This window comes from Streptomyces sp. NPDC088923, assembly GCF_044749745.1.
Classification (GTDB): domain Bacteria; phylum Actinomycetota; class Actinomycetes; order Streptomycetales; family Streptomycetaceae; genus Streptomyces.
The window spans coordinates 517,627-541,917 of record NZ_JBIVIO010000001.1 but is presented as its reverse complement, the minus strand read 5'-3'; the positions used below and the strand labels follow the sequence as shown (position 1 = coordinate 541,917).

Annotated in this window: 20 protein-coding genes, 1 pseudogene and 2 CRISPR repeat arrays; of the genes and pseudogenes, 9 read left to right on the top strand and 12 right to left on the bottom strand. The window is 72.1% G+C overall.

Features of this window, described 5'->3' with window-relative positions:
* Positions 1 to 60: 60 nt before the first annotated feature.
* Together ACIP4O_RS02605 and ACIP4O_RS02600 are read left to right on the top strand one after the other, a co-directional pair.
* Positions 61 to 1,230: a GDSL-type esterase/lipase family protein gene (locus ACIP4O_RS02605; protein ID WP_401570622.1), complete on the top strand. Its 1,170-nt coding sequence runs from the start codon at positions 61 to 63 to the stop codon at positions 1,228 to 1,230.
* A 485-nt stretch (positions 1,231 to 1,715) separates the two neighbouring features.
* A complete protein-coding gene (locus tag ACIP4O_RS02600) occupies positions 1,716 to 2,120 on the top strand; it encodes a VOC family protein (protein WP_401570619.1) in 405 nt (134 codons plus the stop codon).
* 100 nt (positions 2,121 to 2,220) lie between these two features.
* Here ACIP4O_RS02600 and ACIP4O_RS02595 read toward each other — a convergent pair whose 3' ends face one another.
* Positions 2,221 to 3,678 (bottom strand): sugar porter family MFS transporter, encoded by a 1,458-nt coding sequence (locus tag ACIP4O_RS02595; protein WP_401570616.1) that lies wholly within the window; start codon positions 3,676 to 3,678, stop codon positions 2,221 to 2,223.
* A 245-nt stretch (positions 3,679 to 3,923) separates the two neighbouring features.
* Between ACIP4O_RS02595 and ACIP4O_RS02590 the strand changes: the two genes are divergently transcribed.
* Positions 3,924 to 4,652 carry a GNAT family N-acetyltransferase gene (locus ACIP4O_RS02590; protein ID WP_401570615.1) on the top strand — a complete coding sequence of 243 codons (729 nt, stop codon included), beginning with the start codon at positions 3,924 to 3,926 and terminating at the stop codon, positions 4,650 to 4,652.
* 35 nt (positions 4,653 to 4,687) lie between these two features.
* Here ACIP4O_RS02590 and ACIP4O_RS02585 read toward each other — a convergent pair whose 3' ends face one another.
* Positions 4,688 to 5,533: an arylamine N-acetyltransferase gene (locus ACIP4O_RS02585; RefSeq protein ID WP_401570612.1), complete on the bottom strand. Its 846-nt coding sequence runs from the start codon at positions 5,531 to 5,533 to the stop codon at positions 4,688 to 4,690.
* A gap of 115 nt (positions 5,534 to 5,648) precedes the next feature.
* Here ACIP4O_RS02585 and ACIP4O_RS02580 point away from each other — a divergent pair, with 115 nt between their 5' ends.
* Positions 5,649 to 6,113, top strand: coding sequence for a hypothetical protein (locus tag ACIP4O_RS02580; protein ID WP_401570609.1), 465 nt, complete (start codon positions 5,649 to 5,651; stop codon positions 6,111 to 6,113).
* A gap of 76 nt (positions 6,114 to 6,189) precedes the next feature.
* Here ACIP4O_RS02580 and ACIP4O_RS02575 read toward each other — a convergent pair whose 3' ends face one another.
* On the bottom strand, positions 6,190 to 6,996 hold the full coding sequence (locus ACIP4O_RS02575; protein WP_401570608.1) for an HAD family acid phosphatase: 807 nt from the start codon (positions 6,994 to 6,996) through the stop codon (positions 6,190 to 6,192).
* Positions 6,997 to 7,714: 718 nt separating this feature from the next.
* On the opposite strand from ACIP4O_RS02575, the gene ACIP4O_RS02570 reads away from it, so the two are divergent.
* Positions 7,715 to 8,815, top strand: a complete 1,101-nt coding sequence (locus ACIP4O_RS02570; protein WP_401570605.1) for a translation initiation factor IF-2 — start codon at positions 7,715 to 7,717, stop codon at positions 8,813 to 8,815.
* A 184-nt stretch (positions 8,816 to 8,999) separates the two neighbouring features.
* On the opposite strand, the gene ACIP4O_RS02565 is transcribed toward ACIP4O_RS02570, so the two are convergent.
* Complete coding sequence (locus ACIP4O_RS02565; protein WP_401570602.1) at positions 9,000 to 9,578, bottom strand: TetR/AcrR family transcriptional regulator; 579 nt, start codon at positions 9,576 to 9,578, stop codon at positions 9,000 to 9,002.
* A gap of 92 nt (positions 9,579 to 9,670) precedes the next feature.
* On the opposite strand from ACIP4O_RS02565, the gene ACIP4O_RS02560 reads away from it, so the two are divergent.
* On the top strand, positions 9,671 to 10,117 hold the full coding sequence (locus ACIP4O_RS02560) for an anthrone oxygenase family protein (protein ID WP_401570599.1): 447 nt from the start codon (positions 9,671 to 9,673) through the stop codon (positions 10,115 to 10,117).
* 97 nt (positions 10,118 to 10,214) lie between these two features.
* Here ACIP4O_RS02560 and ACIP4O_RS02555 read toward each other — a convergent pair whose 3' ends face one another.
* Positions 10,215 to 11,633 (bottom strand): ricin-type beta-trefoil lectin domain protein, encoded by a 1,419-nt coding sequence (locus tag ACIP4O_RS02555; protein WP_401570598.1) that lies wholly within the window; start codon positions 11,631 to 11,633, stop codon positions 10,215 to 10,217.
* Complete coding sequence (locus ACIP4O_RS02550; protein ID WP_401570596.1) at positions 11,630 to 12,949, bottom strand: family 16 glycosylhydrolase; 1,320 nt, start codon at positions 12,947 to 12,949, stop codon at positions 11,630 to 11,632. Before ACIP4O_RS02550 ends, ACIP4O_RS02555 begins: the two co-directional genes overlap by 4 nt.
* 476 nt (positions 12,950 to 13,425) lie before the next feature.
* Here ACIP4O_RS02550 and ACIP4O_RS02545 point away from each other — a divergent pair, with 476 nt between their 5' ends.
* Complete coding sequence (locus ACIP4O_RS02545) at positions 13,426 to 13,596, top strand: hypothetical protein (RefSeq protein WP_007825338.1); 171 nt, start codon at positions 13,426 to 13,428, stop codon at positions 13,594 to 13,596.
* Between the two features lie 237 nt (positions 13,597 to 13,833).
* Here ACIP4O_RS02545 and manD read toward each other — a convergent pair whose 3' ends face one another.
* From manD to ACIP4O_RS02515, 6 genes and pseudogenes are all read right to left on the bottom strand, one after another.
* The gene (gene manD / locus ACIP4O_RS02540; RefSeq protein ID WP_401570593.1) at positions 13,834 to 15,042 is read right to left on the bottom strand and encodes a D-mannonate dehydratase ManD; all 1,209 of its coding nucleotides are present in this window, start codon (positions 15,040 to 15,042) and stop codon (positions 13,834 to 13,836) included.
* Positions 15,043 to 15,087: 45 nt separating this feature from the next.
* The gene (locus ACIP4O_RS02535) at positions 15,088 to 15,975 is read right to left on the bottom strand and encodes a carbohydrate ABC transporter permease (protein ID WP_401570590.1); all 888 of its coding nucleotides are present in this window, start codon (positions 15,973 to 15,975) and stop codon (positions 15,088 to 15,090) included.
* Positions 15,972 to 16,916, bottom strand: coding sequence for a carbohydrate ABC transporter permease (locus ACIP4O_RS02530; protein ID WP_401570587.1), 945 nt, complete (start codon positions 16,914 to 16,916; stop codon positions 15,972 to 15,974). Before ACIP4O_RS02530 ends, ACIP4O_RS02535 begins: the two co-directional genes overlap by 4 nt.
* A complete protein-coding gene (locus ACIP4O_RS02525; protein ID WP_401573779.1) occupies positions 16,916 to 18,088 on the bottom strand; it encodes an ABC transporter substrate-binding protein in 1,173 nt (390 codons plus the stop codon). The genes ACIP4O_RS02530 and ACIP4O_RS02525 overlap by 1 nt, the downstream gene beginning before the upstream one ends.
* Positions 18,089 to 18,655: 567 nt before the next feature.
* Positions 18,656 to 19,167: a CRISPR direct-repeat array (repeat unit 29 nt; unit sequence GGGTCCATCCCCGCACGCGCGGGGAGCAG).
* 116 nt (positions 19,168 to 19,283) lie between these two features.
* Positions 19,284 to 20,054: a FadR/GntR family transcriptional regulator gene (locus ACIP4O_RS02520; protein ID WP_401570585.1), complete on the bottom strand. Its 771-nt coding sequence runs from the start codon at positions 20,052 to 20,054 to the stop codon at positions 19,284 to 19,286.
* A gap of 33 nt (positions 20,055 to 20,087) precedes the next feature.
* Positions 20,088 to 21,284 (bottom strand): annotated as a pseudogene (locus ACIP4O_RS02515) (NAD(P)/FAD-dependent oxidoreductase).
* Positions 21,285 to 21,413: 129 nt separating this feature from the next.
* Positions 21,414 to 21,808: direct repeats of the CRISPR family, unit length 29 nt; unit sequence GGGGCCATCCCCGCGCGTGCGGGGAGCAG.
* 615 nt (positions 21,809 to 22,423) lie between these two features.
* Here ACIP4O_RS02515 and ACIP4O_RS02510 point away from each other — a divergent pair.
* The gene (locus ACIP4O_RS02510; protein ID WP_401570582.1) at positions 22,424 to 23,626 is read left to right on the top strand and encodes a helix-turn-helix domain-containing protein; all 1,203 of its coding nucleotides are present in this window, start codon (positions 22,424 to 22,426) and stop codon (positions 23,624 to 23,626) included.
* Between the two features lie 157 nt (positions 23,627 to 23,783).
* Entirely contained in the window at positions 23,784 to 24,068 is a 285-nt protein-coding gene (locus ACIP4O_RS02505) for a hypothetical protein (RefSeq protein WP_401570579.1), read from the top strand.
* The last annotated feature ends 223 nt before the right edge of the window (positions 24,069 to 24,291 follow it).

The window sequence follows — 24,291 nt, the reverse complement described above, 5'->3', positions numbered from 1 at the left end:
CAAGCCACCGCCCTCGGCCCCCGTACCCCCCGCCCCCTCACCAGGAACCCCGCACCCGCCATGCTCACCACCGTCCCCCTCACCCCCGCCCTCATCCGTGGCGCGCTCGAACTGGAGCCGACCGCGCACGGCCTGCTCCCCCACCGGCTCCCCGCCGCCGCGCGCGCCCAGAACACCGACCCCCAGCTCACGATGGCCGAGAGCCAGCCCTCCGGCGTGCGGCTCGCGCTGCGGACCGCCGCGACCACCGTCGAGCTGGACACCCTCCCCACCAAGCGCCGCTACCCGGGCGCGCCCCCGCGCCCCGACGGCGTCTACGACCTGCTCGTGGACGGCGAGCTGACCGCGCGCGGCACGGTCCCGGGCGGCCGGACGCTCGTCATCGACCTCGCGACCGGGCGCGGCGAGATCGAGCCGGGCGCCGAGCCGGGCACGCTGCGCTTCGACGGGCTCGACGCACGCGAGAAGGACATCGAGATCTGGCTGCCGCACCAGGAGACGACGGAACTCGTCGCGCTGCGCGCGGACGCCCCGGTCGAGCCGGTGCCCGCGCGGGGGCGCGGGGTGTGGGTGCACCACGGCAGTTCGGTGAGCCACGGTTCGGACGCGGCGAGCCCGAGCACGACGTGGCCCGCGCGAGCCGCGGCGCTCGCGGGCGTGGACCTCGTCAATCTCGGTTTCGGCGGCGGGGCCCTGCTCGACCCGTTCACCGCGCGTGCGCTCAGGGACACCCCCGCCGACCTCCTCAGTCTCAAATTCGGCATCAATCTCGTCAACGCGGACCTCCTGCGGCTGCGCGCGCTCGGTCCCGCCCTCCACGGCTTCCTCGACACGGTCCGCGAGGGCCACCCCGAGACGCCGCTCCTCGTGATCTCGGCGCTCTACTGCCGCATCCACGAGGACACGCCGGGCCCGGCCGCCTTCGACACGACCGCTCTCGCCGAGGGCCGGCTCGCCTTCCACGCGACCGGGGACCCCGCCGAGGTCACGGCCGGCCGCCTGACCCTGCGAACCGTCCGCGAGGAGATGGCCCGCGTGGTCGCGAGCCGCGCCGCGACCGATCCGCACCTGCACTACCTCGACGGCACGGAGCTGTACGGGGCGGAGGACTACGCGGCCTGCCCCCTCCCCGACGAACTCCACCCGTCCCCCGAGACCCACCTCCGCATCGCCGAGCGCTTCGCGGCGACGGCCTTCGGCGAGAGCGGCGCCTTCGCGGTACGGGGCTGAGGAGGCGGTACCGGACCGGGGAGCCGGTGCGGGGCCGAGCGGGCGAGGGCACCCGAGCAGGCGGTACGGGCCGTGGTGCCGGCGCGCCCGTCCCTGCCGCACCGCCCGCCCCGACCCCGCGAGCCCTGCGCCCGCCTCCGCCGCGCCGAGCCTGGGGGGTGGCCGGCGGGGCGGGAGGGCGGACGGTGGAGGAGAGCGGGCTCGGGGGCGGGACGGACGGTACGCGGTGCGGGGAGCAGGGGGACGGTAGTAACTCCCCGCACCCACATGACTACCGCTTGTACGCCGTGATGAACCCCACGCGTACGGGTGGTTTGAACGACGGCCCGGCGGGCCATAGAGCGCTCTTTCCTCCGGGGTCCGGACGGATAGCGGACCGATGCTGTCCGCTTCCGCTCCTACCGTCCCGGGTGTCGCGCGCCGCCGCTCACCACGGGCGGGGCGTGGCCCGCACACGTACCTCCCCAGGACCCCTAAGGACCGTCATGGACTTCGTCTCGCTCCGCATCGTCACCACCGACGTGGCTCGCCTCGCCGCCTTCTACGAGAAGGCCACCGGCGCGCGGGCCGCCTGGGCCACCGAGGACTTCGCCGAAGTGCACACCCCGCACGGGAGCCTCGCCCTCGCCCACTCCCGCACCCTCGCCTCCTTCGCCCCCGGCGCCTGCCGCCCCGGCGCGAACGAGAGCGTGATCATCGAGTTCCGCGTCCCCGACGTGGACCGGCTCCGCACCGGCCTGTCCGGCACCGAGGTCGTCGCCGAACCCACCACGATGCCGTGGGGCAACCGTTCCTGCCTGGTCCGCGACCCCGACGGCAACCTGGTCAACTTCTTCACGCCGGTCTCGGAGGCCGCCAGGGCCAAGTACGGGATCGACGCCGACGTCTGAGTCCCCGGAAACCCGTGCGGGCCCGAGGAGTTCCCCACCCTCGGGCCCGCACGCGGCGAGGTCCGCCCGCCTCAGGCGTTCCGCCTCGCTCCCTCGCGCCTCAGGCGCTGCGCCTCGGCTCCCGCGCGACCCGCCGGTGCGTCTCCCCCGTCATCTCCTCCAGTTCGCGGTTCTTCGTCTCCGGGACCTTCCCCAGGACGAAGAAGAAGCTCACGATCGCGAAGAAGGCGAAGGCCCCGTACAGCCACGACAGGCCCACGTTCCGCGTCAGCGGCTCGAACGAGAACGTCACGATGAAGTTGAAGATCCAGTTCGCCGCCGTCGACAGCGCCAGCGCCATCGCGCGCATCCGGTTCGGGAACATCTCGCCGAGCATGACCCACATGACCGGGCCCCACGACAGCGCGAAGAAGACGACGAAGGCGTTGGCGCCGATGAGGGCGAGCGGCCCGTAGGGGGAGGGAAGGCTGACGTCGTCGCCGGAGCCCTGCTGCTGCGAGAAGGCGATCGACGTCAGGAGCAGGGCGCAGAACATGCCGATCGAGCCGATCAGGAGCAGCCTGCGGCGGCCGACCTTGTCGACGAAGAACATCGACACGATCGTCATCACCACGTTGACGCCGGCCGTGATGACCGAGGTGGTGAAGGAGCTGGACTCGGAGAAGCCGACCGACTTCCACAGCGTCGTCGAGTAGTAGAAGATCGCGTTGATGCCGACGAGTTGCTGGAACGCGGCGAGCGCGATGCCGACCCAGACGAGCGACTGGAGGCCGAAGTGCGGGCCGCGCACGTCCTTGAAGGTCGCCTTCGGCTCCTTGCGCAGCGTCTCGCGGATGTCCTGGACCTTCGACCGGCCGTTCACCGCGCCCGAGACCCGTTCCAGGACGCCCGCGGCTTCCTTGTCCTTGCCCTTGAGCACGAGGTAGCGGGGCGATTCGGGGATGGACAGCGCGAGGATTCCGTAGACCGCCGCGGGGATCACGCCGACGAGGAACATCCACCGCCACGCCGGTAGCCCGAACCACAGGTCCTGCGAGGAGCCGCCCGCCGCGCCCGCGAGCCCTTTGTTCGAGCTGAGCACGACGAGCTGGCCGATCGTGATCGCGAGTTGCTGGAGCGAGCCGAGGATGCCGCGCTGGGCCGCGGGCGCGACCTCCGCGATGTACGCGGGCGCGATGACGGAGGCGATCCCGATGCCGAGGCCGCCGATCACACGCCACACCAGCAGGTCCGGTACGGAGAACGCGAGACCGGAACCGACCGAGCTGATGATGAACATGACCGAGCCGAGCAGCATGACCCGCCGCCGCCCCCAGCTGTCCGCGAGCCGCCCCGCGTACCAGGCGCCCACCGCGCAGCCGAGCAGCGCGATCGAGACGACGAAACCGCTCAGGAAGTCCCCGAGGTGGAAGTGGTCGCCGAGGGCGTCGACCGCGCCGTTGATGACCGAGGAGTCGAAGCCGAAGAGGAAGCCGCCGACCGCGGCCGCGATCGAGACCCCGAGCGCCTTCCCCTTGGGGCCACCTGCCGCTGTCGCCGGTTCGGGGCTCGTCGCCATCCGTACGCACCTTCCACTCGGACCACGGGATGCCGCCCGCGCGCACCAGTGCCGAGGCGGCGCGCGGACGTCCCCTTCCGAGGAGTACATCCACTTCTGATCACTTCCGCCTGTACGGGTGCGCCGAATGGCGGAGTTCATGCCTGCCGCAGGTCACCTCGAATCCCGGAGACACACAGAAGTAAGGGGTGCTAGCGTGCGCTGGTCGTTACCGAAGAGGTGACGGAAAGCTTCGGGAGGGTCTCATGACGAGCACGACGGCACACGAGGACAGGACGACCGCCCGGACCGCGACGATCGCCGCCGGTGGTCTCACCGGCGCCGCGTACGTACGGGAGTGGGTCCACGGCTGGACCGTCTCGCGCGCCGCCGCGCCGCCCGAGCCGCGCCCCTGGGGCTGGTGGATCACGGTCGGCCAGGAGAAGCACGTGGGCCGGCACGTGTTCGGCGGCATCGGCGAAGAGGTCCGCGAGGAGGACGTGCGCGCCGTGACGGCCGCTCCGCAGGGGTTCGGCACCCAGCTCAAGATCGTCGCGGACCCGGCGCGCGTCATCCCCTGGTTGGCTCCGGGCTGGGAGTGCATGGCGGCGGACGACTGGTTCATGGCCAAGGACCTGGACGCCGCGGACACCTCCCCCGGCTCCGTACCGGACGGCTACCGCCTCGCCCTGTGGACCCGCGCCGACGTCACCCGCGTCGTCCTCACCACCACGACGGGCGATTTCGCCGCGCACGGCCAGGTCGGCGTCTGCGGCCCCTCGGCCGCGGTCGACCAGATCGAGACGGCCGAGGCGCACCAGCGGCGCGGCCTCGGCGCGTACGTCATGCGCCACCTGCACGCGGCGGCCCGCGCGGCCGGCGCCGAACGCGCCGTCCTCGCCTGCACCCCCGCCGGCCGCAAGCTCTACCTGACGGTCGGCTGGCGCGACGTCTCCCCCTTCACGCACGCGCGGTACGTGGGTACGGGGAACTGACCGCCCGCCGCGCACAAAACCACGCGCCCCGTCCCTCACCCCACGTCCCCCACCCCCAGCTCCCGCGTCAGCACCGCCGCCACCTCGGCCCACCCCGTCACAGGGCGCCGCTCGCTCCGCCCGTCCGCGTACGTCGTCGTCAGTTCGGCCCGTTCCGTCGTGCCGTTCACGGGTGGCTCACCGAGCAGCGCGTAGTGGGCGTCGGGGGTGGTCCGGTTGGCGACGAGGCGGCGGGTGAAGGGGGAGCGGGGGTGGGTCGCGACGTACCAGTTGGCGACCTCGCGGTCGACGTGCGGCGAGGGCGCCGTCGACAGGACGTACTGCGTCTCCCAGCCGTCCGGCGTCAGGGCGGCGAGGCTCCAGCGGTCCTCGTGGCGGTCGAGGCGGTGGCGGCGGCCGTGCGCGGCGCGCTCGGCGCCGTCGCGCAGCGGGAGGGGTTCGGGCAGGGCGCCGAGCGCGCCGAAACCGGCGTCGGCGAGGTGGGTGCCCTCCTCCGTGTCGACGGCGAGCGCGAGGTGCGTCGCGGGGCGGCTCGCCCAGCCCTCGTCCCCGACGCCGAGCACGACACGCCCGGCGAGCGGGCGCACCGTGAAGCCGAGCGCCGTGAGCGCGGCCGAGAGCAGCCCGTTCAGCTCGAAGCAGTACCCGCCGCGCCGCCGCCGCACGAGCTTGTCCTCCAGCGCGGGCAGATCGAGCGCGGGCACGATCCCGCGCACGGGATCGAGGTTCTCGAAGGGAACGGCGAGCAGCTGGGCCCGCTGCACGGTGCGGAGCGTCGCCAGCGTGGGCGGCAGCGCGGACGGCGCGGCACTGATGCCGAGACGGTCGAGATAGGCGGCGAGGTCGGGACCGGACTCCGTGGACTGGCTGCTGCTGCTCATGCGGCCGACCCTATGGGGAGACGCGCACGGGCCGGGGCCCCCAGGTCCAGGGCCCCGCGCCCCGCCTGCGGGAACCCGCCCGGCCCTCCCCCGTACGGCCGATAGGCTCGCCCCCATGACGGACACCGCCCCCACCGGCACCACCCCCACCACCGAGGCCCCCTCCCCCGCCGCCTACCTCCGCGCCTTCCACTCCGCCTTCGGTCTGCACCAGCGTGAGACGCCCGGCACGGTGGACGAGCGGACTGCGGCGCTGCGGCGGACCCTGCTCGCGGAGGAGTTCGCCGAGGTGGACGAGGCGGCCGGGGAGGTGGCGGGGGACGCGGAGGCGCTGCCCCACTTCGCGCAGGAACTCGCGGACCTCGTCTACGTCTCGTACGGCACGGCCCTGACGCACGGCATCGACCTCGACGCCGTACTCGCCGAGGTGCACCGCGCGAACATGTCGAAGCTCGGCCCCGACGGCTCCCCCGTGCGCCGCGCCGACGGCAAGGTCATGAAGGGCCCGCACTACCGCGCCCCCGACATCGCGGCGGTACTGCGGGCGCGGGGCTGGGAGCCGGGCGAGGCGGGGCAGTGAGGGAGGGGGGCGGGGGCGCCCCGTACCCGTACCGGACCGCCCTCGCCCCCCACTTGGCCTGCTCGGCCTGCTCCGCCTACTCGACGAAGTACGTCGGGTTCGGCAGCTTGTAGCCCTTGTCCGCGTAGCCGCCCGTGAGGTCGGACTGCTGGTCGCCGAAGTTGCCGACGAGGCGGTAGCCCTGGGACTCGATGTACTTGCGCGTGCCCGCCTTGTACTCGACGGTCGTGCAGGTCCAACTCGTCGCCGTGGCACAGTTCTTGAGGTAGGACGGCGGGTTGGTCTTGTTCTTGAGGAAGAGGTGCTTCGCGTCGAGCGGCACGTCGTAGCCGGTCTTCGTGAGGTTCTTCTCGGCGCCCGCGCGCTGCGGCTCGCTCAGGCCCGTGAGGAAGAAGACCTCGACGCCCTTCCCGCGCGCGTAGTTGACGAGGTCGGGCATCCCGAAGACGGCGGGGCGGTTCGCCTCGTCGACGTAGGCGTTCCATGTGGCGTCGTTGTAGACGTAGTTGGTGCGGCGCTCGTAGTCGAAGCTGAGGAGCGCGGTGTCGTCGATGTCGAGGACGATCGCGGGCTTGGCGCCGTGGTGGTGGCGGTCGTGGCCGTAGCGCTGGGCGGCCCGCTTGATGTCGGCCTTGGCGCCCTTCTCGATCCGCGCGAGGTCCTTGGCGTAGTCGCTGTCGGCCGAGGCGGTCCAGGTGCCGTCCGCCTGCTTCTCGGCGCCGTAGTAGGCGTCGATCTGCTTCGTCAGGAGGCCGATGTTCTGCGGCTCGTGACCGGCCTGCGGGGCGTTGCCCTGCGCACCGGCCGCGCCGACCCCGTAGACGAGGGTTCCGGCGAGGGCGCAGGCGGCGGTGAGGCCGGCCGCTTTGAGGGACTTCCGCATGGAGGCGCCTTTCAGGAGAGCAGAGTGCGACGCCCGTTTGTCTACGCGCATTGCACCCCGCCCCACAAGCACTTCCCCGAATCGATATCTGACGTATACACACAGGTCCGGCGGGGCGGCCGGTCCGCGCCCACGTCCCCGTGCCCCGAGCGCCGTGAACGCCGAGCGGCAGCGCGCCGACGAGGGCCCCGCGAGCAATCGGACTTGTATACGCACGTTCACCCCGCTCCGTCCCGTGCCGTCGCCCGCGCACGCGTCCGGGCAACGTGCCGCCCCCCGGCCCACCGCTACCCGGCGGGCGGGGGTGCCCGGTGGTCCACCGGTGCCGGGTCGACCGGGGTGCGGTGGGGCGCGGATCACCCTGAAAGAAACGGTGGGAAAGAACTCCCACCCACCCACCCACCCGCCGCGCGAGCGGGCCCGCGAGGGCGGGCGCGGCGCGGCGGCGCGGGCTCCCGGGAGGACGGCCGCTCGACCGACGGCGTCAACCGCGTACCGCCCGCCACTCGTCCGAGTGAGGCGCTTGCACGCTCCGTGCGCAGGCGGCTACGTTCGCCGCGACAAGCAGACAAATAGTTCGGCCCCCGGCCGGGACTGGCATCCCGATCGAGGGCCTGACCAACCAGGAAGCAAACCCTTCCCGATGGATGGCACGCAGTCTAACGCGCCCGCATGCGCCGATTCCGGTGCTTCTCCCGACACTTCGCCGCACAGCGGAGTGATCCACGTCCGCACCCGACTGACCTCCGGCTTCACGGTGTTGGCGAACGCCCTCGTCCAACGGCCGGGCAGCGCCGTCACGGTGGGCGTGGCCGCCTACCTCCTCTCGCTGCCGGACGGCGCCCGCGTCTCGATCGCCGCGCTGTGCGCGCACTTCGCGGAGGGCGAGATCCTGATCTCGCGCGCGCTGCGGGAGTTGGAGGCGGAGGGGTACGTGGAGCGCCGCCGCGTGCACCTGCCGAGCGGCCACTTCCGCACCCGGACGTACGTGCACGACGTGCCGCGCGAGGCCGCACGGGAGGGGGCGCGACGCCCTCGCCCGGAGACGCGGAGCCCTCGCCGGACGCAGACGCGGCGCCCTCGCGCGGAACGGGGGCCCGGCACCGGGGGCGGACGGCCGCCCGGTCCCCGTACCGAGCCCGGGAGCCGCCCCGTACCACCGAATCCGAGGGGGCGCCGGGGGGATTGGCGCACGACGGCGGATGCCGAACGCGACCAGGACCGACTGCGGGCCGCCGAGCGATCACAGGCCCTTGAGCGGTCGCAGGTCCCCGAGCGGTCGCAGGCCCAGGACGGCCGGCAGGCTTCGGACCCGCTACAGGCCCAGGACCGCGTCCAGGCCCCGGAGCGCTCGCAGGCATCGGACCGCGTGCAGGCCCCGGACCGCCCACAGGCCGTGGGTTCCGCGCCCGTCCGTCCTCGCGACCCCGTCCCCCTCGCCGATATCGCCCCCGAAGCCCTCGCCGTCCTCACCTCGCTCCGCCGCCTGGACCCGAGGCTGGTCCTCTCGGAGCGCGAGGCCGCGTCCCTCGCACCGGCCGTCACCCGCTGGCTGGCGACCGGAATGGACCGGGCACGGCTCGCCGACACCCTCACGACCGGACTCCCGGACCATTTCCTCACCCGCCCGGCCGCCCTCCTGGCCTTCCGCCTGAAGGAAACCCCCCTCCCGGCACCGCCCCGCCGCAGCCCCGACCCCCATCCCCTGCGCCCGCACCCCTTCCAGACCTGCGACACCTGCGACCGCGTCTTCCGCGCCCCCACCCCGGGCCACTGCCGCGACTGCCGCGAGGAGCACCGCTTGAGCGCGACGGCGTGAACGGCGAGCGGCGCGGACGGCAGACGCGGGCGGCGGGCGGCGGGCGGTGGGCTGGAGCGCCGGGAAGCCGGGGAGGGGCGGCCGGAGGTGCGCGCCGTCCACCGCCGTGACGGAGCGCGGGAGCCATCCACTTCGCCGGGGGCGCGCTGGAGGTGGCGGGCGATGACTCCCTCGGGGCGGTGCGTCAGACCACGGCGAACCGGTCCACCAGCAGCTTCACCCGTTGCTCGGCGTCCTCCGGGCGCATCCGTCCCGCCCGGGTCAGGGTCGCGACGCCGTGCAGGCACGCCCAGAACACCTCGGTGAAGAGAGCCGGGTGGACACCGTCCCCGGCGACGTCGCCCAGACTCTCCAGCAGCGCGGCGAAGGCGTCCTTCAGCGGCTCGGGGGTGTCCTCGCGCGCGTACGCCAGGCCGCCGTCGAGCTGGAACAGGGCGTCGTAGACCGCCGGGTTGTGCGCGGCGAAGTCGAGGTAGGCGCGGGCGAGCGCGGCGACCCGCTCGCGCGGGCCGTCCGCCGCGGCGGTCGCCGCCCGCACCGCCGCGGCCAGTTCGGCGGCGCCCTCCAGAGCGACGGCACCGATGATCTCCCGCTTGCCGCGGAAGTGGCTGTAGAGGACGGGCTGGCTGTACTCGATGCGCTCGGCGAGCCGACGGGTCGTGACCGCCTCCCAGCCCTGCCGCTCGGCGAGCTCCCGGGCCGTCGCCACGATGAGCCGCTCCCGCTCCGCCCGTTCGCGCTGTTTGCGTTCCTGTACCGACATAACCCGAACCCTAGCACCGCTAGACAATCGAGCGGCAGTAGTACTAGCGTTGCCACATCACCTAGCAACGCTAGATCTCAGGGGGAATCATCATGATCAACGCACTCCAGGTCTGCACCACCGTGATCGTCGGACTGATGGTGGGGGTGGAGTTGTCCGTCGCCTTCGTCATGAACCGGATCTTCAACGGCCTTCCCGAGGACAGCGGTCAGCTCGCCCGCTCCCACGGCGGCCGGATGCTCGGCGCCCTCATGCCGTTCTGGTACATCGGCTCGCTCGTCCTCGCCGCGATCTGGGCCATCGCCGAATGGGACGACTCCGGCGCCGGACTCGTCGTCACCGCCGCCGCGCTGCTGATCGTGAGCGTGCTCATGTCGGTCCTGCTGCTCGTCCCGATCAACAACCGGAGCAAGACGTGGACCCCCGAGAACCGGCCCGCGGACTGGAAGGAGCAGATGAACCGCTGGGACCGCTACCACTACGCCCGCGTCGCCGTCCTCGTCGCCGCCTTCGCCTTCCTGGTCAGCGCCCTCGTCTGAACCGGCCCGGTACGGGGTGGGGCACCGCGTCCGAGCTTCGCGGTGCCCCACCCCGTACCTTCGCGTCCCCGGCCCGATCAGCCGGCCTTCGCGCGGCTCAGCCCGTGTACGCCGCCAGCGCCTTCGTGAACTCCCAGTCGCTCTGCGGGACTCCGGAGCACGTGTCGGCCCCGCCGCCGGTGCAGGGGCGGTCGCGGTTGACCGACCAGAAGGTGAGGCGGGCGAGATGGTGCTGCTGCGCGTACGCCGTCATGGTGCGGAAGTCCGCGACCGTGATCGTCTCGCCGACGTCCGTCGTACCGTTCATGGAGGAGATGCCCATGAGGCGGTACGCCTGGTCGTCGCCGTAACCGTAGGCGCTCTTCAGGGAGTTCTTCAGCCCCTCCGCCGCCCGCGTCGTCAACGTGCCCATGTTCTGGCCGTTGCCACCGAAGTTGAACGGCATGATGGTCCAGGCGTCGACCGAAAGCCCGGACTGCGCGGCCCTGTTGATGAGGCTCGTGTCCGGCCCGTTCTGCCCCGTCCCCATCGTCACGAAGACCTTCAGGCCCGGGTTGTTCGCCTTCACGGTCTTGAGCGCGTCGACCGTGCGCTGCTGCACGGCCGCGCTGTCGTACGCCTCCGCCTCGATGTCGATGTCGATCGCCTTCAGGCCGTAGGCGCTGATGACCTTCTGGTACGCCCCGGCGAGGGCACTCGCACTCGTGCAGGACTGTTCGAGCTTGTTGCCGCTCCATCCGCCGAAGGACGGCACGACGTCACCGCCGCCCGCGCGCACCGTCGTGATCGTCTGCTGGTCGATGCCGCCCGTGAGCGAACGGGCACCGTCCCACTGCGGGTTGCACGTGCCGTTGGAGAGGACGAAGGCGAGCGTGAACCACTTCACGCCGGTCGCGTTCATGACCGTCGTCGGGCTCGGCGGGTTGCCCCAGCCGTTGTAGAGGTACGGGGCGACAGCGGCCGGCGCTCCACCGGGGGGCGGAGTGGTCCCCCCTCCGGCGGAGGGCGCGTTCCACTTCTGGTTGGAGGTGCCCGAGCAGGTCCACAGCTGCACACGCGCGCCGTTCGCCGTGCTCTTGTCCGTGACGTCGGCGCACTTGTCGGCCTGCGGGTTGACGAGGTCCTTCGCGGCGGTGACGGTCCACTGCTGGGCGCCCGAGCCGTTGCAGTCCCAGAGCTGGAGCTTCGCGCCGTTCGCGGTCGAACCGCTCGGCACGTCGAGGCACTTGCCCAGCGCGCGGACCGTGCCGTCCGCGCCGACGTTCCACTGCTGCGCGGCGGTCCCGTTGCAGTCGTACATCTGCACGGCGGCCCCGTTCGCGCTGCTCGCCGCCGCGACGTCCAGGCACTTGCCGCCGAGCCCGGTGATGCTCCCCGTGGCGGCCGAGGCGTGCGGGGCCTGGACGACACCGAGGGCGAGGAGGGGGGCGAGGAGCACGGGGAGGAGGCGGGCGCGGCGAGGCGTGAGGACGGCGCGCGGGGAGGTGAGGGCGCGGCGCGGGGAGGGCGCGGTCATGACACGGTCCACTTCTGGTTGGCGGTGCCCGCGCAGGTCCACAGCTGTGCGCGGGTCCCGTTGGCCGAGGAGTTGTCGGTGGCGTCCACGCACTTGTCCGCCTGGGGGTTGACGATGTCCTTCGCCCCGGTGACGACCCACTGCTGGGCGCCCGAGCCGTTGCAGTCCCACAGCTGGAGCTTCGCGCCGTTCGCGGTCGAGCCGCTCGGCACGTCGAGGCACTTGCCGAGGACGCGGAGCGTGCCGTCCCCGCCGACCGACCACGCCTGCGCGTTCGTGCCGTTGCAGTCGTAGAGCTGGACCGCCGTTCCGTTGGCGCTGCTGGCCGCGGCGGCGTCGAGGCACTTGCCGCCGATGCCCTTGATCGTCTTCGTGCCGGTGGGCGGCGGGGTCGTGCCGCCACCGTCGCTCACGTGCACGTAGTCGACGACGAGTTGCTGCGGGAACTGCGTGGAGGAGTTCGGGTCGCCGGGCCAGTAGCCGCCGATCGCCAAGTTGAGGATGACGAAGAACGGCTTGTTGAACGCCCACTGCTTGCCGCCGAGGTCGGCCGGCGTGCGGGTCTGGTAGACGTTGCCGTCCACCAACCACTTGATCGAGTTCGGGCTCCAGTCGATCGCGAAGGTGTGGAAACCGTCCGCGAAAGCGGCGCCGCCGGGCAGCGAGTAGCCCGCACCGATCCCGCCCGAGCCGGAGTAGCCGGGCCCGTGGATCGTGCCGTGCACGGTGTTCGGCTCGAAACCGACGTTCTCCATGATGTCGATCTCGCCCGAGTTGGGCCAGCCGACTGAGCCGATGTCATTGCCGAGCATCCAGAACGCGGGCCACACCCCCTGCCCGCGCGGCAGCTTCATCCGGGCCTCGACGTGCCCGTACTGCGAGGTGAAACGGCCGGAGGTGTTGAGCCGCGCGGAGGTGTACTCGCACCGCCCGTACCAGCAGTTGTAGTTCCCCGGGTTCTCCTTCTTCGCGGTGATGACCAGGTGACCCTGTCCGTCGAGAGCCGCGTTGTTGGTACCCGAGGTGTAGTACTGGCGCTCGTGGTTGTCGACGTTGTCGCCGGTCTCCGTGAGCCACTTCGAGCCGTCGACCCCGGCCCCGGCGGGCCCGTCGAAGTCGTCGGTGAACGTCGCGGCGGCGGCACTCGCGGCGGCGGGGGCCGCACCCGATGCGGGTACGGGGGCGGGCGGCGCGGCCTGCGCGGCGGCGGGCGTCAGGGCGGCGAAGCCGAGACACGCGGCGGCGGCGAGCAGCGCGAGGGGACGGGGACGCCGGGAGGATCTGCGGCGCCGGGCGGAGGTGCGCGTCGTACGCATGGGGCATCACATCGCTTCCGTGGGGGCGGTGGGGGTGGAGGTCGCGCGATGGTGCGGGTGGAGCGGCCGCTCGGGACGGTGCGGGTGGAGCGGTGGGGCGGGTGGAGCGGGTGGAGCGGGTGGAGCGGCCGCTCGGGACGGTGCGGGTGGAGCGGGTGGAGCGGGTGGAGCGGCACTGTGTGCTCGTACCGGGGTGGGGATGTGTCGCGTTCATGTCAGTGAACACAACATGAATCCGCCCCGCTCAGAAAGGGCTTGCCCCGTTCACCTGTTGACGCTGTCGATTTAAGAAGCGCCCCGGGAGTCCGTCAATACATTCGTCTGGACCAATTCCGGACGCCGAGCGCCCCGCCGCAGCGGACGTAGGCCTAACGCCGCGATCGCCGCCCCCTCGAAGGTCTCGAAATGATCACATCGCGAATATGTGGTGTGCATGACCGAAGGCCGGGCACTCGGAGTCGCGGAGGTTGATAATCATGGTTCCCCTGCTGCTCGTTCTTCTTCTCGCGCTGATCCTGTTCGGCGCCGGTTTCGCGGTCAAGATCCTCTGGTGGATCGCGATCGCCGTGCTCGTCATCTGGCTGCTCGGCTTCCTGTTCCGGTCCGCCGGGACGGGTGGCAAGCGTGGCCGCTGGTATCGATGGTGAGCTGAACTCCGTTTCCCCTATGGGGAATCCCCTTGAGGGGAGAAGGGGTGCCTCACGGCCTGCACGCCGTGGAGCACCCCTTCTTCGTGCCCGGGGGCACCCGGGCGAGGGGGTACGGGACGCTCGCCGGTGGAGGTCGCACACGGTTCCGGTGCGGGCGACCACCCGTACGCACCACTCCCTCTACCCTGCCACGCGCCGCCAGCGCCCGTGACTCACCCGTGGCTCACCCATGGCTCACCAGTCGTGGACCGTCCCGTCCTGGAGCCGGTTCACCGGCAGGTACGCCGGGTCGTACGGGTGCGCGGCGGCCAGTTCCTCGTCCAACTCCACGCCCAGGCCGGGGGCTTCGCCCGGGTGGAGGTAGCCGTCCGTGAAGGTGTACGCGTGGCGGAAGACGCGGTGGGTCGTCTCCGTGTAGCCGCTGTACTCCTGGATGCCGAAGTTGTGGATGGCGAGGTCGAGGTGGATGCCCGCCGCCATGCCGACCGGGGAGATGTCCTCGGGACCGTGGATGGCCGACCTGATCTGGTACTGCCCCGCGAGGTCGAACAGGCGCCGCAGCGGGGTCACGCCGCCGAAGTGCGTGACGGCCGAACGGACGTAGTCGATCAGCTGGTGGGTGAGCAAGTACTGGTAATCGTGGAGCGAGTTGAAGACCTCGCCGATCGCGAGCGGAGTCGTCGTGTGCTGCCGTACGAGCTTCAGCGCCTCCTGGTTCTCGGCCGGGGTGCAGTCCTCCAGCCAGAACATCCGGTACGGCTCCAGGTCCTTGCCCAGGCGCGCCGCCTGGAGCGGCGTGAGCCGGTGGTGCGCGTCGTGCAGCAGCGGCAACTCCGCGCCGAACTCGGCCCGTACGGCCTCGACGACGCTCGGCAGGTGCCGCAGGTAGGCGGCCGTGTCCCAGTCCTCGACGAGCGGGCGCGGGTGACCGTCCGGACCCGTACCGGCCTCGGCGCCGCCGACCCCGTAGACGGCCTTCAGCCCCGGGATGCCGGTCTGCACCCGGATCGCGGGATAGCCGAGGGCGAGCTTCTCCCGTACGGAGTCCAGCAGTTCGGGGATGTCACGGCCGCTCGCGTGCCCGTACGTCATGACCTTCTCGCGGCTCGCCCCGCCGAGCAGCTGGTAGAGCGGCAGCCCCGCCGCCTTGCCCTTGATGTCCCACAGCGCCATGTCGACGGCGGCGATCGCGGCCATCGTGACGGGCCCGCGCCGCCAGTACGCGCCCCGGTAGAGGTACTGCCACGTGTCCTCGATGCGGTGCGGGTCGCGGCCGAGGAGGAGCGGGGCGACGTGGTCGCGCAGGTACGAGACCACGGCCAGCTCACGGCCGTTGAGGGTCGCGTCGCCGAGTCCGGTGAGGCCCTCGTCGGTCGTGATCTTGAGGGTGACGAAGTTCCGGCCGGGGGAGGTGACGACGACCTCGGCGGAGGTGATCTTCATGGTGCGTGTGCTCTTTCTCGCAAGTGACGGGTGGGGGCGGGCCGTTCAGCCCTTGGTAGCGCCGGAGGTCAGTCCCGCGACGAGGTATTTCTGGCCGAGTATCGCGGCGAGCAGCACGGGGACGGTGATGAGGGTCGCCGCCGCCATGAGCCCGCCCCAGTCGGTGCTGGCGTAGGAGATGAAGTTGTAGAGGGTCACGGGGACGGTCTGCGTGTTCTCGTCCGCGAAGACCAGCGAGAACATGAAGTTGTTCCAGCTGAAGACGAAGGCGAGCAGGCAGGCCGTCGCGGTGCCGGGGGCGGCGAGCGGGAGGCTGATGCGCCAGAACGCGCCGAAGGCCGAGAGCCCGTCCGTACGCGCCGCTTCCTCCAGTTCGACGGGCAGACCGGCGAAGAAGCCGGTCATGATCCACAGGATGAGCGGCACGGCGGCGAACATGTGGCTGAGGATGAGCACCGTGTAGCTGCCGACGAGCCCGGCCCGCGCGAAGAGGTAGTACCAGGGGACGAGGAGCGAGACGGCGGGCACGATGCGCGCGATGAGCACGAGCGAGCCTGTACGCCGCATGCCGAACCGTCCCACGGCCCAGGCGGCGGGCACGGCGAGGAGCGCGGAGAGCAGCGTGGACACGACGCCGATGAGGACCGAGTTGCCCATCGAGCGCACCAGCGTCCCCGCTTCGAGGACGCTGCGGAAGTTCTCCAGCGTCGGCTTGAACCACAGCCCCACAGAGGGGTCCGTGACCTGCACGTTCGTCTTGAAGGCCGCGGCGAACATCCACACCATGGGCAGCAGGAAGACGAGCATGACGCCGACGATGGCGACGGCCTTGAGCACCTTGCGGGTACGGGCGCGGCGCAGCCTGCGGGTGAGGAGGGGATCGACCGGCGCGGTGGGGGTGCTCGCCGGGGCCGTCGTGGTGGGGGCGCTCATGCGGCGGACTCCTTCCCGGAGCGGCGCAGCAGGAGGACGACGCCGATGATGAAGAGCGTGAACAGGACGAGGACAGCGGCGGCGAGCCCGTACTCCTGGTAGTCGAAGGTCAGCCCGTAGGCGTAGACGTTGAGGGTCTCGGCCTCGAAGTCGGAGCCGCCACCGGGGCCCTTCGTCGCGTAGAGCAGGTCGAAGGTCTTGAGCGCGTCCACCGCGCGGAGGACGAGCGCGGTCCCCAGGGTGGGCAGCAGCATCGGCATGATGACGAGCCGGAAGCGCTGCCAGCCCGTCGCGCCGTCCACGAGCGCGGCCTCCTCGGGCTCCTCGGGCAGGGTGCTGAGCCCGGCGAGGAGGAGCAGCGTCATCATCGGGGTCCACTGCCACACGTCGATGAGCATGAGCGTCGGCAGCGACTGCCCGACGGACCCGAGGAACTCCTGCCGGGGAATGCCGACTTGGGTGAGCAGGTGGTTCGCGATGCCGTTGGTCGGGTCGAGGATGAGCAGCCACAGGATGCCGATGGCGACCGGGGTCGTGAGCAGCGGGATCAACAGGACCGTGCGGAGCCAGCGTTGCCCGCGGAACGGCTTGCGCAGCAGCATCGCGACCGCGAGCCCGAAGACGGTCTCCAGGACGACGGCCCCGATGGTGAAGACGGCGGTACGCCCCGCGGCCGGCCAGAACCGCCGGGTGTCCCCGAGCGCGTCGACGAAGTTCTGCCAACCGATGTGCTTACTTGGGGCGTTGACCGCCCCGAAGGCGTCGGTGAAGCTCAGGTCGAGCGTGTAGAGCAGCGGAAAGACGATCATCGCGGCGACGAAGAGGAGCGCCGGTGCGAGCATCATCCAGCGCAGCCGCCGGTTGCTCTGCTCGAACGTCCTCTGCTTACGCGGTTGTTCGGCCTTCGTCGCGCGGACGGGGGCCATGACCTCGGTGGCCATCACGCCTCCTTGTGGCGGTTGTCGCGGACGAGGAAGTCGGCGAACTCGGCGTCGGCGTCCCGTACGACGGAATCGACGGGCCGCCCGAGAATCCCGGCGACGAGGGGCCGGCCGACGATGTCGCGGGCGCGGCTCACCTGGAGCACGCGCGGGCGGTCGTAGCCGATACCGCGCTCGGCGTTGAGGCGCATCGCCTCGGCGAGGTCGTCGGGGAAGGCGGCGAGGGTACGGGAGTCCTGCCAGGCGGAGGTACGGGCCCCCGGGATGCCGCTCTTCTGCACCTCGGCGACCATCTCCTTGCTCGCCGCCCAGAGGATGAACTCCCAGGCGTCGTCCTGGAGTCGGGAGAAGGCGTTGATGCCGAGGCTCCAGGACGGGATGTTGTGCGGGCGCGCTCCGGCGGGCCCGGCGGGAAAGGGCGCGAAGCCGACCTTGTCGCGGACGGTCGAGACCTTCGGGTCCAGGAAGCTGCTGTAGATCGCGTCGGCGTCGATGTAGAAGGCGGCCTTGCCCTGCGCGAAGATCGGCATGGCCTGCTCCAGGCTCATGTTGGTCGCGCCGGGCGGACCCGCGTCGTGGAGCAGCTTCCCGTAGTAGCGGTAGGCGGCGAGCGCCTGCGGCGAACCGATCGCGGAGCGACCGCCCTTGAGGAAGTCGCCGCCGTGCGAGTACAGAAAGCTGGACCATTGCGACACGGCCCCGTTGCGCTGCCCGCGCCCGACGTACCCGAAGAAGTTCTTGTCCTTGCGGGTGAGTTCGCGGGCGGTGGCGTAGAGATCGTCGAGAGTGGCCGGCGGCCGTCCGCCGACGAGGTCCTTGCGGTAGTAGAGCGCGGGGCGTTCGGTGACGACGGGGACGCTGAGTATCTTCCCGTCGGTGAGGGAGACGTCCCGGGCGGAGTCCTGAAAGTCCCGCCAGGCGAAGCCCGCGTCTTGTGCGACGCGCGCGGTGAGATCGACGAGCCACCGGTTGTGCCCGAAGACGAGCTGCTCTTGCAGGGCCCGGACCATCATGACGTCGACGTCGGTCCCGGAGGCGTTGAGCTTGACGTTGTAACTGGAGGCGAGCTGATCGGCGGTGAGCATCTGCATGCTGACCTTGCGCCCGATGCGCTCCTCGAACTCGGGCAGCTTCTTCTTGATGGCCTGCGACCAGACGTGGTTGATGGCCATGACGCGGAGGGGGGTGCTCTTGGCGGGGGGCCCGGTGGGGGTGCCGCAGGCGGCGAGGGCGGGGGTGGCGAGGGCGGCCGCGGGGGTGAGGAGGGCGAAGCGGGTGAGGGTGCGACGGCGGAGCTTCGCTGGGGGACGGGAGGCTGCGGGCTCGGTGCGGGCCGCCGGCGGGCGGGGGGTGCGCTCCGCTGAGGGGCCGGGGGTGGCGGGGGCGCTGCTCGCGGGATGGGGTGCCGGGAGCGCGGGGCGCGGGGGGTGGGCGCGGTGGGCGGTCGGGGGGTTGCTGGTGGGGCGGCCGACCGGGGGCCGGGGGGTGGACATCGTTGTGCCACCTCTCTGGGGGCGGGGGACGGGGCGGTGTGGATCGGGGCGGGCGGAGGCTTGCGGGCAGTGGTCCGACTGGTAGGACCAGTTGGTCAAGTGGGGAGGAGATTAGCAGGAGGGGGCGGGGGGCGGTAGGGGTGAGGGGCGGGACGGGGAGCGGTAGGAGTGAGGGGCGGGACGGGGAGGGGGGCGGCGCGGGGGCGGGGGCAGACCCCACGCTCCGGGTCGTCGGGCCGGGAGAAAGCCGCCCCCGCGCGGGCGGGGAGCAGGTGACCCAAACAACCCTGTGGATCATCGACACGGGTCCATCCCCGCGGGGGGGAGCAGGTCGGCGGCGCGGTGGTGATCGCCGGTATCGGGGGCCCATCCCCGCAGGCGCGAGGAGCAGTCGCGGCTTCCCCGGTACTGAGGGCACAGCGCGGGTCCATCCCCGCAGGCGCGGGGAGCAGCGTCGACACAGTTCGACCGGCTGATCACCCTCGGGTGCATCCCCGCACGCGCGGGGAGCAGCGCGGAGGTCGCCGCGCTCCGCGAGCGCGAGCGGGGTCCATCCCCGCACGCGCGGGGAGCAGTGGGCAGACCAGGGGAAGCCTGCCCCGTCCCGGGGTCCATCCCCGCACGCGCGGGGAGCAGTACCGGTACGCGGACATCGCGCGCGGTCACCGGGGTCCATCCCCGCACGCGCGGGGAGCAGGTCGCGGGGACCAGGTCGGTGTGGTAGACGGTGGGTCCATCCCCGCACGCGCGGGGAGCAGCCTTTCCGACCTGCGGGTTTACCCCCGCCTCAGCGCCGCTCGCGCAACAATCGCGGATTCCGGCATATCCGCCAAATCCGTCATACAGCCCGTGGCGGGCGAACCCCCGTCTCCCTTCACCCTCTCCCCTCCCCCAACAACATCTCGATGTGCTGCTTCGCCATCACGTCCACCTGGACGTCCAGGTCCCGCCCGTACGTCCGCAGCCCGAGCCGCAGGTGCGCCCGCATCCGTTCCACCGCCAAGTCCGCGTCGCGGCGCTCGATGGCCTCGAAGATCTCCGGGTGGTGCGGGACGCCCGGCTCCGCGATGCTCGGGTCCGAGTTCGAGCGCAGCATCATCTCGAACATCATCCCGCTGATGGACGAGAGCATGATCCGCAGCACGGGATTCCCCGCCGCGACGGCGATGGCCTCGTGGAACTCCAAATCCGCCCGCGCCTTGCTCACCGGCTCGTCCGCGCACTCCAGCGCGACCACGGAGGCCCGCATCACCTCGACGTCCCGCTCCGTCGCCCGCTCCGTCGCGAGGCGGACCATCTCCGTCTCCAGGGGGAGCCGCGCCTCGATGAGCTGCCGCACGGTGGGCCGCCCGGCCCGGTAGAGCGCGTCGTACCCCCGCGCCTGCGCGGACGTCTGCTCCCGTACGAAGGAACCGCGCCCCGCCGCCACCTCGATGAGCTGCTGCGCCTCCAGCCGCCGCAACACCTCCCGTACGACGTTCCGGCTCGCCCCGAACCGTACGGAAAGCTCGCGTTCCGAGGGCAGTTTGTCCCCCGGCGCGTACTCCCCCGTACGAATCCCGTGCTCCAGCTCGCGGGCAATGCGCTCGGTGAGGAGACCGCGCCGCGCGGGCTCGGGAGTGCTGGTGGACATGCGGTGGAGCATAGCGGGAGGGCCAGCGAAGGCAGCGGGCGCGCATCACACTCCCCGGTAGTGCCGGAGCGCGGCGGTACGTACGCGATCGGCGTCCCACCCGTCGAAGCGCCCCGGATCGAGCCGCGCCGGATCGACGAGCGATTCCCCCTCCCCGCTGAGCTGCCGGGCAAGCTGCGCCCCGAGCCCCCCGGCCTGCGTGACCCAGCAGCCCTCCGCGACCCACACGCGCGGCAGCCCGGGGAGCGGCCCGGCGAGAGGGAGGGCATCGGGGGTGAGCGCGTAGACCCCGTTGAGCCGCCGCCCGATCCGCCGCCCGCGCAGGGCGGGTACGAGGGATTGCGCACGAGCGAGCGCGGGCCCGAAGGCCGCGTCGCTGAACGGCCGCTCGGCGTCGGCGTCGCGGAGGCCGAACCGGTCCTGTGCGTGCGGGATGGGGTCGTGGTCGTACGTCCCGAACCCGTACCGCTCACCGTGCCGTCGCACGTAGACGTGCTGACCGGAAAACCGCACGTACGGAGGGTCGTCGGGGCCGCCGTCCGGCACGTCCTCGGTGTACACGTACGGATGCTCCACGGGTACGAGCGGGAGTACGGCCCCGAGCGGACGGAGCAGCGAGGCGCCCCAGATCCCGAGCGCGACCACAACGCGCCGAGCCCGCAGCACCTCCCCACCCACGAGCCGCACACTCCCGTCCGCCTCAACGCCCGCGACTTCAGCTCCGAACCGGAACCGCACGCCGTTCCGCTCAGCGGAGGAGACGAGAGCATCGACAAGCGGAACGGCCTCGGCGAGCCCATCGGAAGGCACGTGCAGCCCGCCGACGACTCCGTCACCGGGCACGAGTTCACCCCCGAGCGACCGAGCCCGCTCAGGACCGACAAGGTGGGCCTCAACCCCGAACTCGGCGGCCTACTCGGCGTCTTGAGCAAGCTGGTCGAGCTGCGCCGGATCGGTGGCCAGCGAAAGCGCCCCGACCTGCCGAAAGACGCTCTCCCCGAACCCGACGTACTGCCGCCCGGACTCCCGTGCGAGCAGGGCGAGTTCAGGAGTACGCGAAAGCTGCCCCACAAACCCAGGAGCATGCCCACTGGACCCGGGATGCCGACCCGGCTCCCGCCGGTCCACCACGGTGACACCCGCCCCGAGCCCAAGCAGCCCGAGCTGATGCGCGAGTGAGGCGCCGACAACACCGGCACCGAGAACAAGGGTGTCAACGGGAGGGGAGGAGACGGACGCCACGGCGACTCCCGAAAGCGGGCGAACATCGACGGGGGTGTTCCTGCCCGAGGGCGGCCGGAAGTACGCGCCGGTTGCGGAGGCGGCCGGAGGACGTGGGGGTCACGACCGGGGACAACGCGTAGCCGAGCGGAAACCGTCCCCGCAGGCGCGGGGAGCAGACATTCCCCGCCGCGTCCATCTGCGCGGCCAGGGGACCATCCCCGCACGTGCGGGGAGCAGGCCTTGTGCCCGTACGGCGCCTTCGGCACCCCGGGGCCATCCCCGCGCGTGCGGGGAGCAGTCCTCGCTCACCGTGTGCGCCTCGCGCCACGTGGGGCCATCCCCGCGCGTGCGGGGAGCAGGAATCGGGGGGCTCTGGCCGCTGATTTTCACCGGGGCCATCCCCGCGCGTGCGGGGAGCAGCGCCTCGCTGGTCGACAGGCCGTCGTGTTCCTGGGGCCATCCCCGCACGTGCGGGGAGCAGAAGGGCCGCACCGGCAGCGCGCTCACGACTTTTGGGCCATCCCCGCGCGTGCGGGGAGCAGACTGCGTGAGCAGCGCTTTTACCTTCCAGGCAGCGCCGATTCAGCAAGAAGTGGAGAGTCCGACCTTTCGGGCAAGACGGTCCAGCACCCGAGCCTCACTGACCGCCCGTAGCCTAGCGCCGCCCCCCCTCGGCCACCCCACCCGCAGCCGGCTCAGCCCCCAGGCCCCCAGGCCCCCACCCAGCGGATCACGCCCCGTTGCGCCGAAACCGTCAACCCCCGCGCGCCCACCGCGCACTCCCCGCACGGTGATCCCCACCGCCCCGAGCCCAAGCCCCCGAAATCCCCCCAGGGGCGCTCCCCCCGTCGCACAGCGGCACACCCCCGGGGTGCAGAACCCCCGCCAACCCCCGCGCGCGCCTCGGCGAGCCCCGCCCGCGCCCCCCCGTACCGTGCGGCCCGGCGGGTATTCCCCCGGCGGAAGCCGTACGGGCCGTACGGCGACCACCGCCCACGGCCCCCTCACGGGTCCGCCACCCCGCGCCACCGAACACCACCCCCGCGCCGCCCCCCATCCCCTCCCCGCGCGGGTGAACCGCGCCGCTCGCCGGGCGCCGTGCCCGCGAGCGCCACTACCGTGCTCACGCCGCGCCGCCCCTCCCACCGGAGCACCCCATGCAAGAAATCGCGCCCGTCGACGACCGTCTCAGCACTCCCACCGGTGTCCGCATCAAGCGGCTGCGGCAGGAGCGGCACCTCACGCAGAAGGCGCTCGCCGACCTCGCCGGGCTCTCGTACTCGACCATCACGAAGACCGAGAAGGCCCTCATCCCGCTCACGCCGCACGTCACGGCGTGCATCGCGCGGGCGCTGCGGGTCGACGTCGCGGCGATCACCGGGCAGCCGTACTACACGGAGCTGCGGCAGGACGAACTCGACGTGCTCATCCGGCCCATTCGCGAGGCGCTCGACGTGTACGACCTCGGGGCCGACCCGGACGTTCATCCGAGGCCGTACGAGCAACTGGACGGTGAGACCGAGGAGTTGCTCGGGCTTGTGCGGGCCGGGGAGATCAAGCGGGTGGCGGGGCGCGTCGCCGCGCTCGTGCAGGAGGTGACGACGCACGCGCACAACGCCGGTTCCACAGAGGGCTGGTCGTTGCTCGCCCGTACGTACCGGACGGCGTACGACGTCAGTTCCAAGCTCGGTTTCGGTGACCTCGCCGCGCTCTCGCTCGCGCGCATGGACTGGGCGGCGCAGCGCGCGAGCAGCGCCGTCGTCAGCTCCATGCACCGTTACATGCGCGCCCTCACCTACCTCCGCGAGGGCCAGTACCGCACCGGCGAACGCCTCATGCGGCTCGGCCTCGACACGCTCGAACAGGCGGAACCGGGGCGTGAGCGGGACGTCGTGACCGGGCAGTTGCACCTCGGCTCCGCCGTCATGGCGGGGCGGGCGCGGGACGCCGAGGCGGCCGGCACGCACCTGGACGAGGCCGAGCGGATCGCGCGGGGGACCGGCGAGGCGACCCGCGTGCACTGGCTCTCCTTCGGGCCGACGAACGTCGCCGTGCACCGCGTCTCGGTCGCCGCCGAACTCGACGACTACGGGCGCGCCGCGCGCGACGGCGTGCACATCACCTTCCCCGCGGACTGGCCCGCCTCGCGCCGCAGCCACCACTACGCCGAACTCGCCCGCGCCCAGGTGTGGACCGGCGACCTCTCGGGGGCCTTCACGCACCTGCTCGCCGCGCGCAAGGCGGCGCCGCAGCAGGCGCGTTACCACGCGACGGTGCGGGAGACGTACGCGGCGCTGGAGGCGGCGAAGCGGCAACTGCCGGACTCGTTCCTGTCGTACGGGTCGTGGCTGGGGGCCTGACGTCCGCCCGCCACAGGCGCCCGCACCGCGGGGGCTCGCCCCGGCCCCTCCGTTCCGTGAATCCATGGCCCCGACTGTCAGTAAACAACTGACAGTCGGGGCCTTGCGCTTGTCCCACCATGTCATGACGAGGACGCGTATCGACATGGAGCCCGCCATGAGGACGACCCAGGGTGACGCCGCCGCACTTCCCCACGACACCGACACCGCACTCCCCCACCCCGCCACGCTCACACCCGACCAGGTCCGCGGCGCCCACTGCGTGTGGTGCGGCTCCCCCCTCCACCCCGAAACCGTCGTGGACCTCGGCCAGCGCCAGGACCCCCGCGCCACCCACATCGCCACCTGGTGGCCCCGCGCGTGCGGGGAGTGCGCGGGGCGAGGGGCGGCGGAGGCGGGCCGTACGCGGGGGACGGGCCACGACGGGGCGCTGAGCGCGTAGACCGCCGACCGCCCCAGCCACAGGCCGCCGGCTGCCCCACCCGTAGGCCGCCGACCGCCCCAGCCCCCACCGACCGGCCCTCATCGCCCCATACCGGACACCCCCGCCCTTTGCCCGTTCTTTACAACCCGCCCCGCCCTCCCTCCGTCTCTGTTCCCGTCCGCGCGACACCGCGTGCGACACCCGCGTCCCGTGCGCAACGCCGCGCGTGACGCCTCCGCCC